Source organism: Schlesneria sphaerica (assembly GCF_044336245.1).
Lineage (GTDB): Bacteria > Planctomycetota > Planctomycetia > Planctomycetales > Planctomycetaceae > Schlesneria > Schlesneria sphaerica.
In genome coordinates this window covers 4,643,350-4,659,953 of sequence record NZ_CP172346.1, presented here as the reverse complement: position 1 = coordinate 4,659,953, position 16,604 = coordinate 4,643,350, and the positions used below count along the sequence as shown (strand labels likewise).

The window sequence follows — 16,604 nt, the reverse complement described above, 5'->3', positions numbered from 1 at the left end:
CAAACCGACGATGTCTCGCCAACGTGGTGCGACGGAATGCATGATTCGTAGACTTACCAGTACCCTCACCCACCAGGGAGGCGGAACAAGAAATTCTCCACTTCGCCAACGCCAGCAATTCCGCCCGTGCCCGCGTGAGCAGTTGTGGGGCGCGTTGATGACACATTCCTCACCTGCAAAATCAGCCCACCTGCCCCTCAAGCACTTTCTTCAAGGACTGCAGATCGGCGGCGACCATGTCGGCATCTCTGGCAAACTGCTCGTCGGACATGCCGGGCTGTTGGAACAGTGTGAACATCACTTCGCTGCCGCCACCCTTGTCGACCACACGCATCGGATTGACGACGGCTTGACCGTCTGGCAATGTGACAATGTGATCCAGGATTCCCGCTTCATCGCGAGGAACAAAACGAATCTGCACCCAGCCCGTCGGCGTCTCCATTTCCCACTGCTCCCCTGACTTTCTGACCGACAGGCAGAACGACATCACCCAGCGGGGAAGATTCTCAGGATTCGAGGCGAACTCGTAGACGGCGTTCACGGGTCGGTGAATCGAGCAACGGATAATCCGGCAGTTCATCATGGGGCACCTCGTTCCGATTCCTTCACGGCCACTTCTAACAAGCACCTCAGCCAGCACCACGGCTCACGCGTTCAGCAGCGACGAACGACTCACCACCGAAATGAACCCAGGCCCGATCGTGGCACAGCTTACTCTACCGCCAGGCTTTTTCCGTGAGAACGTGACGAAGATGGGCTCAGCGAGCCGAAAGCCCCGTCCGGAGTTCCTGCGGCGCGACGTGATCTCTGTGGTCCATCCGTCCCTTTCCGGCGCTCCCGATCCCCCGAAAATCCGTCGCTGCGATGGCTGAAAAGGGAAGCCTGTTCGGCCTGCCGAACTCACTGAATCCATCCACGGACTCTGTTGAAACTCCTTGCATTAGGCTTACAGAAATGGCATAGTCAAAGACCATTCGCAATCTGGTTGTCGGTCGTTCTGGCGGGCGAACCTGCAGGCGAACTCACATCACTGGATTGGTTGTCTCAAGGTTAACATTATGCGTTCCAACCGCTTTTCGGTTTGGCATCAGGGCCTGTGCCTGATTGTCTCGTCCGGCTTGATTGGCTGCGGATCAGGAAACAACACCGCACCAACGACCTCTGTTGGTCCTGCCAACACCGCCCCGGTTGCAGGAGCGGTCCCCGGAATGCCCGGTGCTCCTGGAATGCCGGGAGCGGGACATGCTCCACCCGGAATGCCCGGCATGGGTCACGCCCCTCCGGGTGGGCCGTCGATGGCAGGGGGACCTCCGCAAGGTGGAGTTGGTAACCCAGCCATGATGGCTCAGATGGCCGGAAACGCAGCCCCCAACCCCGCTCAGGCGGCGGCTCATATGGCGAATCGTCCCGGCGGACCTGCGGCTGGTCCCAGTGGTGGTCCCTCAGCCACACCCGGGGTCGGAAGTGCCCCTGGAATGCCCGCCGGTGCCGCAGCGACCGCCCCCCCCGGGGCACCCGGCGCTTCGGGTGCTCCCGTGGGATACACTGGAAACCGCCCTGGACCTGGAGGACACGCCCCACCAGGAGGCCCCTCTGCAGGAGCGGCTCCCGGAATGCCACCCGGTGCTGCTGGCGCCCCCGTCGGCTACACCGGAAATATGCCAGGTCGCCCCGGCCCAGGGGGACATGCTCCCCCTGGTGCACCCGCCGGTGCCACCACTCCCGGGCTCCCCCCCGGTGCCGCAGCCACCGCTCCCGCCGGTGCTGCCGTTGGTTATGCAGGAGCCGGCCCTGGTGGCGCAGCTTCACTTCCGGGTGCTGGGCATGCACCTCCCGGCGCCGGTGCCGCCGTCGGGATGCCCCCCGGAGCCGGACCTGCGGGCGCAGCCGGATTCGCGGGTGCCCGGGGTCCTGCGGGTGCCCCCGGGATGATGCCGGGCGGAGCCGGACCGGCCGGAGCCATGCCCGGTGGTGCAGGAGGTGCCGGAGGGTCGGGAAGCAGTTTCCCGGAAGGAAGCATCGACGACACACTTCAGCGATTCTGCATGGCACTCGTGGACGGTGATACCGCCGCCGCGGGCGAATACGTCAGCTCGAAAGCGACCGGGATGGTTAGTCAGCTGCGGGACGGAAACCTCTCTGAAGAGAAAATCGAAGAGATTTCCGACGCACTGAACCCGCTCAGTGATCTGCAGCCGAACGCCAAGCAGAAGAACAATAAGCGAGTGCTGCGAAACAAGAAGAATCAGGTCCTTTCCTTCACACTCAAAAAGGACAAAGAGGACGAGACCTACCGGATCGTCGAATTCTCTGTCAGCAAACCAAAGAAGTAACATCCGGTGCTGACGTAAAGTCATTTGCCAGTCTTCTCAAGCTGCCCCCGGCCCAACCCCGGGGGCAACTTCGCGCGCCCGTAACGGATCTCAATCACAGTTAAGTGGCAGGCGCGACTGGCACTATGTACACTCCGCGCCAATCTGCGATCCGCCGAATTGACGGCACCGCAGGGGAACCAACCACGGATGGCTGGTCGACGAAATCGCGGTCCGACGCTCGCCACATGCGGTCAGTCACCGCATCCCATGATCTGCCACTCTCTTTTGTATTTAACAAGGATGTTCCATGCTCACGGTTCTGTTGCTGACAATTTCCAATGTGTTCATGACCTTTGCCTGGTATGGGCACCTGAAACACAAGGAATCACCGATTTTCGTCGCGATCATCGTCAGTTGGCTGATTGCCTTCTTCGAGTACTGTTTTCAAGTCCCCGCGAACCGCTGGGGTTCGTCACAGTTCACTCCTGTGCAACTGAAGATCATGCAGGAAGTCATCACGCTGGTTGTCTTCAGCATCTTCGCCGTCACCTATCTGAACCAGAAACTCGGCTGGAACCATCTTGTCGCGTTTCTGCTGATCGTCGGAGCCGTCTTCTTCGTGCGGATGGACAAAGTGACTGCAGAAGATCCCCCGAGCACGCTTCAAGCTGCGAAGATCGAACCACCGCACGAGTCCCCCTGAAGCCGCTCACGGCTGGCGTTGCGGACAAAGCATGTCACGTTCGCCAACACTTCTTCTCAGCCAGAGACCGGTTGATTGGACCGAGCCATCCTCACAGGTCACTCTGCGGGTCAGCCAGACGATCTCCGTGGAGGATGTTTCGCTGCCCGATCAGTATGCCCTGGATTGAGTAGCCAGAGCGAAGCGATGAACCTTGCAACGCGCCCATCGCCAGTTTTGCAAACGACGCTTCCTTAAGCAGGCGTGTCACTGCATCACGATTTGAGATTGAAACAAATCGGAAATATGACCGACGTCAAAATTGGCACCGAAGGAACGCATTGGTAGAATTTCATACGATGATTAATCGGTGCGGGTGTCCGGTGTGGATGGCGCGGACGGGTCGCATCACCGAATAGGCCTTTCCTGTGGGAATTCCCTTCGGTGGGACACGATGCGCGACGGAAAAACGTGCGACACCTGCACTGCGGACGTGGCGTATTAAAGCAAGGGTTACGAGTCTGGATCCTATTTGATCGCACGCCACCTGACTTAGCTTCGGACTCATACTCAGCGGGGCCGCTCATGTTACTGCCGATGATTCTGCTTTCTTTGATTGGATCGGGAGACTGGCCGAAATTCCGAGGTCCCAATGCGGACGCCCACGTCGTCGGGATGACGGTCCCGCTCGAATGGTCTGACACAAAGAACGTCGAATGGAAATCGGATCTGCCCGGTCTGGGATGGTCCTCCCCTGTCATCGTGGACGGCAGGATTTACCTGACGACGGCAGTGGTGAAAGACCCGGACATGTCGCTGCGCACGATGGCCATTGATGCCGCAGATGGAAAAGTGATCTGGGATCGGGAAGTCCGATCAGTGCCTCAGATCCCCTCCATTCATGTGAAAAACAGCCACGCCAGTCCCACCCCAATCGTGCACGAAGGAGCGGTCTTCGTCCATTTCGGTAACTACGGGATGGCCAGACTGAAAGCGGCGGATGGAACGATCGAATGGACCTGTTTCGACATCGATTACAACCCTGTCCACGGTTCCGGGGGCACACCTGTCCTTTGCCGTGGAAAGCTCGTCGTCTCGTGTGACGGCAGCAAGGACCCCTTCGTCATCGGGGTGGACGCGAACACCGGAAAGATCGCATGGCAGACCCCCAGATCCACGGTCGGAAGTCCATCCCACTCCTTCGGAACATCTACCGTCGCCGAAGTGGACGGAAAGTCCCAGGTGCTTTCTCCTGGTCCAGGAATGTTCGCGGCATACGACCCTGACACAGGTGCCGAATTATGGAAGATCCTGACCCCCGGCTGGTCCATCGTGCCCCAGCCCGCCGTCGGTTTCGGGATGGTGTTCTATAACCATGACTACGATCACCCGGAGGTCCTCGCTGTGAAACTCGGCGGCAAGGGGGACGTCACCGACAAGAGTATCGTCTGGCGGATGAAGCCGGGCGCACCCAGCACCCCGTCCCCTCTGCTCGTCGGTGAAGAACTTTACACCGTCTCGGACCGAGGCGTCGCCACCTGCGTCAACGCGAAAACAGGGGAACGCTACTGGACGGGTCGCTTGGGAGGAAACTATTCGTCTTCACCGGTCTACGTGAATGACCGGATTTTGTTCATGGACGAAGACGGGACCGCCACCTGGATCAAGCGCGGAACAGAGTTCGAAGTCCTCGGCCAGAACACAGTCCCCGGTCGGACGTTCGCAACCCCCGCCTTTTCAAAGGGGGCCATGTATCTTCGAACCGATACAGCGGTTTATAAGATCGCTGAGAAGTAAGGCAGGCCCTTAAACAATGCACCACCTTCCCCGTTGATGGCGTCTGGGGATTAACCAAGCGTGAACTCCCCAGACCGTCTCAGAACACGAATAGGAACTCGTTGGAATTGAGAATCGCTCGGCAGAATGATTCCAGGCCATGTTGCTGAATGAGCTCGATGGAGTCAGCCAGTTCTTCGCTGGAAGGTTCCCGCTGGTAGGCCAGCAGAAACGCCTGCCTGACCTGTGCGGTCGGGTCCTTGCTCATCTCGTTCGCTAACCGGTTCGAAAACTGCCGGGCCTGCTGAATGGCGAATCGGCTGTTCAGCAGGTTCAGTGCCTGCAGTGCTGTGATGGAAGAAGTCCGTTTCGGCGCGATCTGACCGGCATCGGGACAGTCGAACTGTCCAAAAACTTCATCGAGCTGCATTCGCGGCTTCGACTGATAGACCATTCTTCGCCACTCTGCCGGACCGAATTCCTGCTTCGTGTTGTAGACTTTGACGTAATTGGTATTGGCCTCGAACAGGTCAAACCCCGGACCGAACATGCGGTCGTCGAGATTACCGGCCGCCGCCAGAATCGCATCCCGCAGTGGTTCAGCTTCCAGTCGCCGCGGCGGATACCGCCACAGCAACCGGGTCGCGGCATCCGCCTGCAACCCTTCCGGACGCGCATGGCTCGATTGCCGATAGGTCGACGAGGTCAACATCTGTCGATGAATCCGCTTCGGCGAAGCCATCACCCGGGCCTCGCTGGCCATCCAGTCCAGTAACTGCGGGTGCGACGGAGACGTTCCGTTTCTCCCGAAATCGCTGGGAGTCTGCACCAGTCCCTGCCCGAAGTGATACTGCCAAAGTCTGTTGACCATCACACGCATCGTTAACGGGTGATCCGGATCATTGATCCAGTTCGCCAGAGCCCGTCGACGTTCCGGACTCGTCGCCTCTTCATTGAGTTGCCATTTCTTACCGAATGAGGCGAGCCCCGCAGGCTGCATCCGTTCCTTGGGCTGCATGGGATCACCTCGATGCAGCCGGTAGATCGGTTCTGGCGTAGTGAATTGACCAGCATAGGCGATCGGCCGAGCCGACAACTTCTGCAACCGGCTGCGTAGCGATTCCCCCTGCACCTGCAGCTTGCGAGCCAACTGAAACTCGGCCTCACTTAACGCGGGGTTCACATGCACCTTACCCGCGCCGTTGTCCGCCGGTATTCGGTCTTCCGATGAGGCGACCAGTTGCAGCGAGTCCCGCGCCATCCCGGCTTCGATCCGGTACTTCGACGGGATTCGGTCCTGAAACTGTCCATTCTCGGGCCGATCACGGCTCCACACGATCCGGTCGATGACGACCGGTTCCGGAAACTCCAGCATGACCCAGCCTTGCCCCGGTTCATTAGAAATCCAACTGGCCGAGTTCCCGTAGCGACCGTCGTTCACGTTGGCCAACCGGTGAATGTCGTAACCGGGCAGGCTTGATGAGGCGGTCGCAATCGTCCCAACGCTCGCCAGGGCGACATTATTCGAACCTGTCTGAGAACCGTTATCGGCTTCAAACACCTCAAGCTCGTCCAGACATGGCTCGCCACCGGTCGTGGCTTCGATCGTCAATTTTACGAACCGGGACCGGATGGGAGGAAAGCGTTCGCTGTTGGCTCGTCGCTGCACCGCAGACCGCAGGCGGGGCAACGAGGTATGAGCGAGCGGACTGTCTGTCATCGCTCGCTGAAAACAGACAACATCGGCCGTGACGTACGCCGATCCTTCCCCGCCGCGCAGCACCACCCGCGCCGTCGGAGTGAATTCATGGACGCCCGCGTCATAGAGTCCACTCCAGAGGGGCTGACTCTGTTCGCCCCCTGTTCCGTCAGCAAACTTCCGCTGATCGACGCGGGCAATCTCGGTCTGATCGTCCTTCGTCCCGAGATCTCCGTCCCGATCAAGCACGTACGTTGCATCGGCGGCGTGCGTGTTCCATCCACAACCCCAGGACAACCAGAGACGCCAGCGCCCACTCAGCCCGGGGTTCCACGTGAAGACATCCCGATTAGCGACCTGGTTCCAGTACGAATAACTGCGACCGAGGTTCGGGTACCGCTGCATGTCACCCGAATCGTTCAACTCACCGCGGGCCTTTCCGGCCCGGTAAGGCTCGGAACCAATCGGCGGGACGAGGACCGTGACGCTGGCGCCGGAACCCGTCGCGACGGCCAGATCATCCAGCAGCAGTGTGGAAACGGCTTCATGAGGGAACGACTGCTTGCCCTGCAATTGTGCAGAGTCATCTCCGATAAAAGCCAGCGGCTCAAACTGTCCGAGCTGGCGATCGAGATTCGCGAGTTCGCCACGAAGTTCCTCGATCAGTGGCTGCGGGTCCTCAAAACCGGGTGGAGTGTAGGGACGATTACCGTGGACCACACCGGCAAACACCCCCTTCATCGCATGGTAGTCACTGTGCGAGATCGGATCGAATTTGTGATTGTGACAGCGGGCACAACCGACCGTCAGTCCGAAAAAGGCACTGCCGGTCGTGCTGACCATATCGTGCAGTTCGTCAGCTCGCTGCTGAGAAGTCAGGGTCGGGTCCGGGCTCTTCACCTGATCCCACGCCCCCGCCACCAGGAAGCCGGTCGCTTCATGAATCCCGACCGTGTCACCCGCCAGTTGCTCGAACAGAAATTGATCGAACGGCTTATCTTCGTTGAACGCACGAATGACGTAGTCACGGTAGGGCCAGGCAGCGGGACGGGGCTGATTCGTTTCAAACCCGTTACTTTCGGCGAACTTGACTGTGTCGAGCCAGTGTCGGGCCCAGCGTTCCCCAAAATGGGGCGACGCCAGCAACCGGTCAATCAAACGTTCGAACGCGTCAGGACTCTGATCGCCAACAAAGTCCATCACCTCTGCAGGAGTCGGAGGCAGCCCGGTGATATCGAACGTGGCACGTCGAATGAACGTGATGCGGTCAGTATCAGGTGAAGGCTTCAGCCCGGGAGTGACGCTCTCAGACGGCGTGAGCGGGACCTGTTCCAGCTTCTGTGCGATGAACGCATCAACGGGACTTCGTGTCCAGTCCCTGTTCCCCGGAGCGACTTCCGGAATCTCAGGACGCACGACCGGCTGAAAGGACCAGTGAGGAGCGCTTTCCTGCTTTTTCCCCGGCTCATCAGGCCATTTGGCTCCCTGATCAATCCAGGCCCGCAGCAGGCTGACCTCATCCCGCGAGAGAGCCCGCTCCCCTTCCGGGGGCATTTCCATTCCTTCAACAGCCCCGGCGGTGAAGCGGACAAGGGGGCTCGCAGCACCGTCACCGGGGATGATCGCGGGAGCGAAACTTTCCCCCCCTTTCAGGGCCGCTCCCTTGTCGTCCAGCCGAAAGTCGCCCCGTTGCCGGTTCTCGCCATGACACTTCAGGCAATGCTCTTTGAACAGCGGCTGGATGTCTTTGACGAAATCGACGTCCCGCTTCACGGCGGGGGGAATCTTCGCGTTGTCCTCTCCCCGGACACTGTTCCAGGGCAACAGCAGGACCAGCGCGACCGGGAAGGTTCGCACCAGTATTCGTCGCACGTCGAGCGTGGCTTCTGCCGCACAGGGTTTGAATTTCAGATTCCGAACGCTCTTACTCTTCATTTCACCACCTCGAGACACGTCTCAGCGGATTGACTCCAGCCAGTTCAACATCTGTAGAGTCGTCTGTTGCCAGTCCGATTCGAAAAACAATTCGTGAATGTGATCAGGTAACAGGAGCAGTTGTTTGGGTTGGGACCGAGCGCGTTCAAACCACTTCGCCAATGCCTCTGGATCCGTGGTCCGATCGTTCCCCCCCTGCAGTGCCAGCAAGGGAAGGGAAACCCTGGCTGCATCCCGAATCGCTGCGTCCTTCGCCTTCTGCATAGCAAAAAACCAGCCCGCCGTCACGGTCTTATTGATCAAAGGATCGCTTCGACGCGCGGCAGCGAACTCAGAATCCGTTGTCATATTGGCGGGATCGATGCCATTGGAAAAGCGCAGCGTGGGCAGGAACCGGACGACCGCGCGCCCCAACAGCTCTGCGACGGGATTCACTCGCAACTTCAACCCCAGCAACGGCGACGAAAGAACCAGGGATGCAGGGGCCACCTTGCCCGTCTGAACGGCCCTCACCACGACCAGCCCACCCATGCTGTGCCCCAGCAGTGTGGGGGGTGATGCGGTAAGCCCCAGTCTTTCCCAGATCAAGACGATGTCATCGACATACTGATCAAAACTGGCAACATGAGTCCGTGTACCGCCGGAACCGCCGTGCCCCCGCAGGTCAGCCACGATCATGCTCCATCCCCGCTCGGTCAAACATTTGGCAACGTGCTCATGCCGCCCCCCATGCTCGCCGAGACCGTGCACCCAGTAAAGCACACGCCGGGGATCACGCTGGTCGGGAAGATAACTTCGAACGAAAAGCTCAACGGCATCTGTCGCCGTTACGACCTGCGTCTCCAGTCGCATCCATTTCCTTTCAATGTCGCCCCATCACAGACTAACGTCTTTCGAGGGACCAGGCCTTCACGAGTCGTCGCCAGATCTGAAACCGTAAATCATCCCCCACAGCCGGTCACTTTCACCCCGGTCGATGACCTCGATCGGCATCAATCCGTCAAAGGCGGAATTCGGCGTCTGTAGCCAGTCTCCCAGAGAGTCGGATTCTACGACCTTCGACAGGGCATTGGTCAATCGAGTCAACTCCGTCAACCGTCGAGAGACAACACTGGTCGGCAGACCTCCCTGCTCCAGCGTGGCCAGGGATCTGACCGAAATCGGTAACAGCCGGGCAAAGTCTTTCTGCCTCAGTTGCAGCTGTTTCCGTAAGTCGGCAACGCGGTTCCCAGCGAGGGCTCTTCCCGCCGGTCCCCCTTTCGCGTCCCGCTCTTTCACAGCTTTGGTCCTCGCAGTGGCCCTGCGACGGTTACTTGCCGACATTCGTATTTTCGTCCTCGTCTCAGATTCCCGTGAACACAGAATTCTGAAGCACACCTGTACTGTCCGAAAAAGAGTTCTCTTCAATCTTCATCGACCGAAGGATGCTCAGGTAAAGATTGGAAAGGGGAGTCTTGGGCTGATTCCAATGAGCACCATGTCTCAGCCCCATATTTGCGCCCCCTGCGACAAGAGTCGGCAGATTCAGCGGATTGTGCGTCGTGCTGGCGCCACTGCCGAACAGCACGATCGTATTGTCGAGCACGTTGCCGTTCACATCCTGGTACTGCCGCAACCGCTGCATGAAATACGCCAGTTGCTCACTCAGGAACAAGTCGTATCGTGCGAAGCTCATCTGCCCGTTCTTGTCCTCGGCATGTGACAAACTGTGGTGGGTCGCCTTGAGTCCCAGTTTCACAGGGAAGGTATCACTGACCCCCATCCCGTCTTCACGGTTCAGCATGAAGGCGACCGAACGAGTGATATCCGCGTCGAACGCCAGAGCGATCAGATCGAACATGTTGCGGTAATACTCACGCGGTTCCCCCTCGGACGTTGCGTCGAGATTCAGATGGGAGTAATCCTGCGGCTTGATCGGGATGTCGATCCACTTTTCGGACGCGACCAGTCTCGCCTCAATCTCATCGAGTGCCGTCAGGTACTGATCCATTTTTTCCCGGTCGGACTGGCCAAGTTGCTTGTTGAGCGTTTTCGCATTCTCAAGCACCGCATCCACCAGCTTGATCCGTCGCTGAAGCTGAGCACGTTGCGTGGCGAGCGACGCCCGGTCACCCCGAAACAGACGATCAAACACGCGACGCGGATTGTTCTCGGCCGGGATCGGTTTTCCTTCGAGGTTGTAGGAAATCGTGCCGGTCCGCGAGAGGAAGCCGACACCCGCATCAATCGACAGCACCAGCGACGGCTGACGACAGTACTGTTTCGTGTGCAGCGCAACGACCTGATCCAGCGCCACGGAGTTGTAGGTTCCCGGCTTTGGATTGTGCAGCGGCGCCCCGGTCAGCCACATGTCCGAACAGAGATGCGGGTCCGCCTTGGTTCCATTCGGATGGTACAGCCCGCTGATAAAGCTGAGCTGTTCGCGGAAGGGACGAAGCGGCTCCGTCGACTTTCCAAACTCGAAGTCGCGTCCTGTCTGTTTGGGAAACCAGCTCCACTCATCAATTCCGTGCGAGGGATTGGGAAGTGACATCCCGTTGGCGGTGTAGATGGCGCAAAACCGGCGAGGAATCTCCTGGGCCGCTTCCTTGCCCATCGCCTCCAGTAACGGAAGTGACAACGTCACTCCGGCAAGTCCCTTAAGCACCGCGCGACGATTCAGTTGTACTGCTGAGCCCATGTTCTGCATCCGGTTTTGTAAGGAGACTGCCAGCCTGTTGTTTTATTTTTTGAGAAACAGATCACTCTTCACGATCAGGCGGATCATATCGTGCATCCGATAGTCGTTGGACCTTAACTTTTTCCCATGTTCCCGAATCGATTCGGTTTCGTTGTACGTCAGACTGCGTCCCACGGCATAGCACGCCAGGTGCCGCATGAATCCAAAGGCAATCTGATCAATTCGGTCCGTTGCGAAATAGTCCTTGAGTCCATTCAGGTCAGACACTTCGGTCCCGTCAGGAAGTGTCGAACGGGGGTCACTTTTTCCCGAAGACTTGAGCAGGCCTGCGGCGTCAAACTGCTCAAAGGGGAATCCCCACGGATCGATCCCTTCGTGACACTTCGCACACCCCTGCTGGTTGCGATGCCGCTCCAGCTTCTCACGCAGCGTGAGCGGGCTCCCCTCGTCTTCCGGTAGTTGCGGAACATTCGGTGGTGGATCAGCCGGTGGTTCGCTGATGATCTTCCGCGCAACCCAGGCCCCTCGTTTGATCGGGTTCGACTCACGACCATTACTGAGTCCTGCCAGAATCCCCGCATTCGTCAGGACCCCTCCCAGATCCGTTCGTCCGTGCGGGACCGGGACAAACTGAAAACCGCTTTCTGTGGAACCACCCAGACCGTAATAGCTCGCCACGACTTCGTTCGCCACGATGAAATCCGACTTCACGAGCTGACGGAGCGGCAGATTATTCTCAATCAGATACGCCACAAATCGCACTGGCTCCTGCCTGAGGTGCGTCTTCACGTCCCGCGTTAATCGTGGAAACTGCTGCGAATCCACTGCCACCACATCCAGCTTGTCCAGGCTGAGCCACTGAGAAACAAACTCGCTGAGGAACTGCTCGAAGCGCGGATCACGGATCATCCGATCGAGCTGGTCATCGAGCAATCCCGGCAACGTCCCGTCCGCAGCCCGCTCCAGTAACTCCGCATCCGGAGCCGTGTTCCACAGGAAATACGAAAGCTTCGAGGCAAGCTCGTACGGATCCAGATCCTCTGGTTCGGGACTGGCACTGTTCTCGATCAGAAACAGGAACTGCGGCGACGTCAGGACGATCGTCAGCGCATCCTTGATGGACTGCCGCGCGTCCCCGGTCGCATCGAACGAACCCTGCCAGACGTTCAGGATCGCTGCTTCTTCTGCATGGGTCACAGGTCGCCGGAAGGCCTTCGTCGCGAATGAGCGAATCACCCCCCGGGCCTGATCCATCGGCGGGTCCAGAGTGTTCACAGATGAGAAGATCCGTTGATGAGTCGCAGGTGGCCAGCTTTCAAAATACGGACCTTCGAACTCGATCGACTTCACGAGCAACCGAGGCATGTCACGTCCGTCGGTGTACTCACTGCGCACGCCGATTTCGCGGATCCCTGCCAGATAGTTCACGTTATCTTTTTCGACATCGGGACTGGGAAAGTCGTTGATCGCCCCTTCGAAAACGTAGGTTTGAAGTTCATCGGACTGAACTCGCTGTGGTGCGCCGACAGACGTCAATGTGCTGCCGCAGTCACGGCGCAGACCAAGATAAACGCCGAGGGAAGGAGATCGGTTCTCAAACTGCGAGAAACGCCTGGTTCGCTCACCCTGATCGTCCAGTCGATTCCAGACCAGCCGCTTCAATCGCGCCGGATCCCGATACCGCGCGTTGATCTTCAACTCGCCCGCAGGAAGACGCGCCAGCAGAAATGCGGCAGCAACCTCGTCTGCGTTCCCGTCCCCCTTCAGGTCGATTTTCCGTTCGTCCAGGTGTCCCGCCACCTGCCGATCACCGAACTGCAGTTGTAATTCGCCCGCTGAGCCCCCTGGAGCACAGTAGACATCAAGTTGGTAGACTCCCGGCTCGGGGATGACAATCGTCGTTTCCGGTGACATCGAAACATCGGCGGTGACCGCGCTGGTCCCGGCCGGTTCAACAGGCGACCCCGCATCCAGCAGCAGGGCATCCCGATACCGTGCGGCACGGACCGTCAACCGAAAGTTACCGGAGTCAGGCAATTCCCGCAGTGAGATTTTGAAATTCGCCATCGGGCCATAGGTATTCGACTGGCCAAAGATTTCGGGACTGGGGATCGCAGGACGCAGAAGCAGCCCCTCGGGCACAGCCTGATGTGCCCGCCCTTTCGGATAACCCGGTGTCCCCCGGACGCAGGCGAAAACAGCGTGGTAGATGCTGTCAAATTTTCGCCATTCACGAATCGTGTCGTTACCGACGTAACCTTCAATAAAGTCGAATGTCGTCCGCATGGCGAAAGGCTCAAACACGAACGGCTTGGCCGGCGTTAGCTCTGTGACCGTGAAGTCTGCATTGTTCAGCAAGTCGCTGTTGGCCCCCAGTACAAGATTGTCAGGACAAGGGCTGGGATTGATCGCCGCCCCCAGATCCATGCGAAAGTTCTGAATCACGGGCGGTCTGTTTTCATCGACAATGCAAAGGTCGAGTCCCTTTTGTGCAATTTCGAAGTACGTTTCCACCTGCAAGGGAGACAACACCATCGTGTGACTCTGATTGGTGAAACCTTCCTTGGAAATCCCATCCGGGGGCAAGGAATCGGTCAGATCCTCCTGCAAACCCAGCAGGTCTTTGAGCGTGTTGCGATACTGCGAGACCGTCAACCGGCGAATGGAACCATTCTTCGCGATGTCGCGCGCCCGGGCCGCGGAAACGGCCGCATCAATCCATTTGCTGACGCTCCGCCGCTCCGTGTCGCTCAATTGAGGCTCGTCCGCAGGAGGCATCTCCTGATCGTCAATCAACTTTCGGATGGCGAGCCAGAACGGGATCTGTCGATCCTCGACTCCCCCCGTCAGGTGATCAACACGAACCCCCGATTTCATCGTCTCGGCATCGTGACAACGATAGCAGTATTTCTGCAGCAGCGGCTGGACCTGCTCCCGGAAAAGGACGTCCTCGTTCGACACGACCGTTGTCGCATCCCCGGACTTGTCGTCCCCCGTCGCCAGATCGCTCCAACCTAAGCATATGACTCCCAGCGCCAGAAACGACAGGAAAAGACTCGCGATGCAGGTCCGGGTAATTTTTACAGGCATGCGGTTTCCAGCAAATTGCGGATTGCTGAGGCAATTCAGGCGGGGATGAAGGCGGGAACGGTCCATTTCAAACGGCAAACACATCAGCGCCGACTGAAGTGTACGCTCAAAATGCGTTCATACGCAATCAACCATCGACCGCCCGGTAATGGGAAGCAAGAAGCCTACCGCTATTATTGGCCTGAGACGAGATTCAAAGTGGCGAGTTAGATCTTGAGGCGCGTCTCGAAGACAAATTCATATTGGCTATTAGTCTCTCTCCGCAATCGTTCAATCTGAAGCGATCGGTAGTCCAGCCTCCGAATTTGCACTTTCAGGTTCTTAACATCTTCGGCCAATCGAAATTCTCTTTGAGCAACGCCAATCTCGAGTCCGCGTCGTTCGAGATCAGGGAATCTTCATCAATGGATTCACTGAGGATCGACGCCAGACAGGGCTGAGCGGAACATCTATTTTGTTCTGCGGCCGGAAGAATCAGTTCGACTTGAGACGTTTCAGTTCGGCTTTCGTCCGCTCGATTTCTTCAGTGGCTTTGCGTTCAACTGGCTTGAGTCCTTCAAGCTCTCTCAGCTTCAACTCAAGTGTAATTGATCCACTGTCCAATTGCAGAAGATCCTCTTCCGCATTCTCCATCACTTCAAGCAGGAGGGACTCGTGTGTGGACAGTATTTCCAGCTTACGTGTCAAAAATTTCTGGGTCCTGGTTGCAGGCGGACTTAAAGGCTGCGGCGCATTCGGTTTTTCCTCGGCCCCAGGGGCTGTACTGGTCAGGCCCTTCAATCGCAATTCAACCTCTGATCGCTCCTCGCGAACTCGGGAAAGCTCTGATCTTAGCTCCGCATAGAGTTCGATTGTCTCCTGCTGCTCTGGACCCAACTTTCTGTTGCCGTCTGTCCCCAATTTCTTGAGGATGACCCCCAACTCTTCGCGTTTCCCGTCAATCTTGACTTTCACATCGTCCAGAATCGACTTGAGTTGTCCTAGTCGCCTGAGTTGCTCCTGACCACGACTTTCAGCACGCCGAGCGCGAGCATCGGGATCTGTCGCATCCGACGCGAAAACCATTGCACCAATGCCGAAGAGTGGAAACCACAAAATCGAATGGGCCAAAACAGTTCTTCGCATCGCGTTCATCCTTTACGAGTCTTCTAGAAACTGACACCCGCGTCGACGAGCGATCACGACACTTTACAACGCAAAGTGAGTTACGCCAAGCGCCGATGTCAACAAAAACCTGCTGACGCGGCCGCGCAGTCAGAACCGGATGCCGGACGATCCTGACCAGATTCGCGGTGCAGCGAGTGGCCTCTGGAGCCAGGTATGAAGGCGCCGACTCGGATCGATTGAGCAAACGTTCGAAGACTCTCGACATTCCTCAGGTGACCGGCGAGAATGCGGCTTGGTGGTCGGCCTGCCCGGCACACATTCATTGCTTCGGAGTTGCCAATATGAACAGATCACTGTGGATCCGGAACGCCCTCGTGGTGTTCGTGCTGTGTTGGCAGCCGCATCTGGCCATGGCACAGGGTCGTGATCCCGACTTATCCGGCCGTGCGGACGAACCTGCACCGGGTTCCCGCCGCCCGTTGACCGAAGAGGAAATGGTCCTCAAGCGGAAACGGGAACTGTTGCTCGATTTCGCAGACCCCACCAGTCTCGATCGGGGTGCCTCCGTTCATCCCCGGCTGATGGAAACCGTCAAAGACAACACGATCGGCGTTCGCTATGAAGAGCGGGAAGCCTACCTGCGAATTCTGAAACTCGCCTCCGAAGTTCCGCTCAGTCGGCAAGAGAGTCTGGCGGCCGAACTGCGCGCCGAACGACGCCTGCTGAACCCCAACTACTCGCGCCGAAAGGAATATGACTTTCCCCAGTTCGTCGACCTGTTCACGCATCCCGAAATTTATCGGGGACGCCCCGTCAGTCTGCATGGCGTCATGCGCAAGCTGACCAAGTTCGAACTGGGCAAAAACTCGCTGGGAATGGACGAAGCCTACGAAGGCTGGGTCTACACTGGGGATTCTCAGGGGAACCCGGCAGTCGTCATCTTTACTAACAAGCCGGAAGGCCTGCCCGTCAGTGGTGATATCCAGGAAGAGGTCGAATTCACCGGCTACTACTTCAAGATGTACGGCTACGATGCGCAAGACGTCACCCGTAAGGCCCCCCTGATCCTGGCGGGCGAAGTGAAGTGGCTACCCCGCCCCTACAAGCAGGTCTACCAGCCGTGGGGGTTAAAATGGTATGTGCTGACGACCCTCGTGTTTCTGTTTGGCGGTTACTTGATCTGGCAGACCAACCGACGGGAAATGCCGCCGCTGCCGCCGTCACAGATCGAACCTGATTTTTCGCAGTTCCCGCCGAGAGAATTTCCTGCCCCGGATCCGCTCGCGCCCCAGTCCCCCTCTGAAACCGAGGACGCCTGAT

Annotated in this window: 11 protein-coding genes; 4 read left to right on the top strand and 7 right to left on the bottom strand. The window is 58.2% G+C overall.

The window, feature by feature from the left end; all coding sequences use genetic code 11:
- Positions 1–181 precede the first annotated feature (181 nt).
- The gene (locus ACGY09_RS16950) at positions 182–583 is read right to left on the bottom strand and encodes an SRPBCC family protein (protein WP_397568658.1); all 402 of its coding nucleotides are present in this window, start codon (positions 581–583) and stop codon (positions 182–184) included.
- 475 nt (positions 584–1,058) lie between these two features.
- Here ACGY09_RS16950 and ACGY09_RS16945 point away from each other — a divergent pair, with 475 nt between their 5' ends.
- From ACGY09_RS16945 to ACGY09_RS16935, 3 genes are all read left to right on the top strand, one after another.
- Positions 1,059–2,333 (top strand): hypothetical protein, encoded by a 1,275-nt coding sequence (locus ACGY09_RS16945; protein ID WP_397568657.1) that lies wholly within the window; start codon positions 1,059–1,061, stop codon positions 2,331–2,333.
- Positions 2,334–2,622: 289 nt separating this feature from the next.
- A complete protein-coding gene (locus tag ACGY09_RS16940; RefSeq protein ID WP_397568656.1) occupies positions 2,623–3,018 on the top strand; it encodes a DMT family protein in 396 nt (131 codons plus the stop codon).
- A 564-nt stretch (positions 3,019–3,582) separates the two neighbouring features.
- The gene (locus tag ACGY09_RS16935) at positions 3,583–4,794 is read left to right on the top strand and encodes a PQQ-binding-like beta-propeller repeat protein (RefSeq protein ID WP_397568655.1); all 1,212 of its coding nucleotides are present in this window, start codon (positions 3,583–3,585) and stop codon (positions 4,792–4,794) included.
- A 79-nt stretch (positions 4,795–4,873) separates the two neighbouring features.
- On the opposite strand, the gene ACGY09_RS16930 is transcribed toward ACGY09_RS16935, so the two are convergent.
- From ACGY09_RS16930 to ACGY09_RS16905, 6 genes are all read right to left on the bottom strand, one after another.
- Entirely contained in the window at positions 4,874–8,407 is a 3,534-nt protein-coding gene (locus ACGY09_RS16930) for a PSD1 and planctomycete cytochrome C domain-containing protein (RefSeq protein ID WP_397568654.1), read from the bottom strand.
- 21 nt (positions 8,408–8,428) lie between these two features.
- Entirely contained in the window at positions 8,429–9,259 is an 831-nt protein-coding gene (locus ACGY09_RS16925) for a lysophospholipase (protein ID WP_397568653.1), read from the bottom strand.
- Positions 9,260–9,316: 57 nt separating this feature from the next.
- Positions 9,317–9,730 (bottom strand): hypothetical protein, encoded by a 414-nt coding sequence (locus tag ACGY09_RS16920; protein ID WP_397568652.1) that lies wholly within the window; start codon positions 9,728–9,730, stop codon positions 9,317–9,319.
- Positions 9,731–9,749: 19 nt separating this feature from the next.
- Positions 9,750–11,087 (bottom strand): DUF1552 domain-containing protein, encoded by a 1,338-nt coding sequence (locus ACGY09_RS16915; RefSeq protein WP_397568651.1) that lies wholly within the window; start codon positions 11,085–11,087, stop codon positions 9,750–9,752.
- Between the two features lie 42 nt (positions 11,088–11,129).
- Positions 11,130–14,177 carry a DUF1592 domain-containing protein gene (locus ACGY09_RS16910; RefSeq protein ID WP_397568650.1) on the bottom strand — a complete coding sequence of 1,016 codons (3,048 nt, stop codon included), beginning with the start codon at positions 14,175–14,177 and terminating at the stop codon, positions 11,130–11,132.
- 474 nt (positions 14,178–14,651) lie between these two features.
- Entirely contained in the window at positions 14,652–15,302 is a 651-nt protein-coding gene (locus ACGY09_RS16905) for a hypothetical protein (RefSeq protein WP_397568649.1), read from the bottom strand.
- 323 nt (positions 15,303–15,625) lie between these two features.
- Between ACGY09_RS16905 and ACGY09_RS16900 the strand changes: the two genes are divergently transcribed.
- A complete protein-coding gene (locus ACGY09_RS16900) occupies positions 15,626–16,603 on the top strand; it encodes a hypothetical protein (RefSeq protein WP_397568648.1) in 978 nt (325 codons plus the stop codon).
- The last annotated feature ends 1 nt before the right edge of the window (position 16,604 follow it).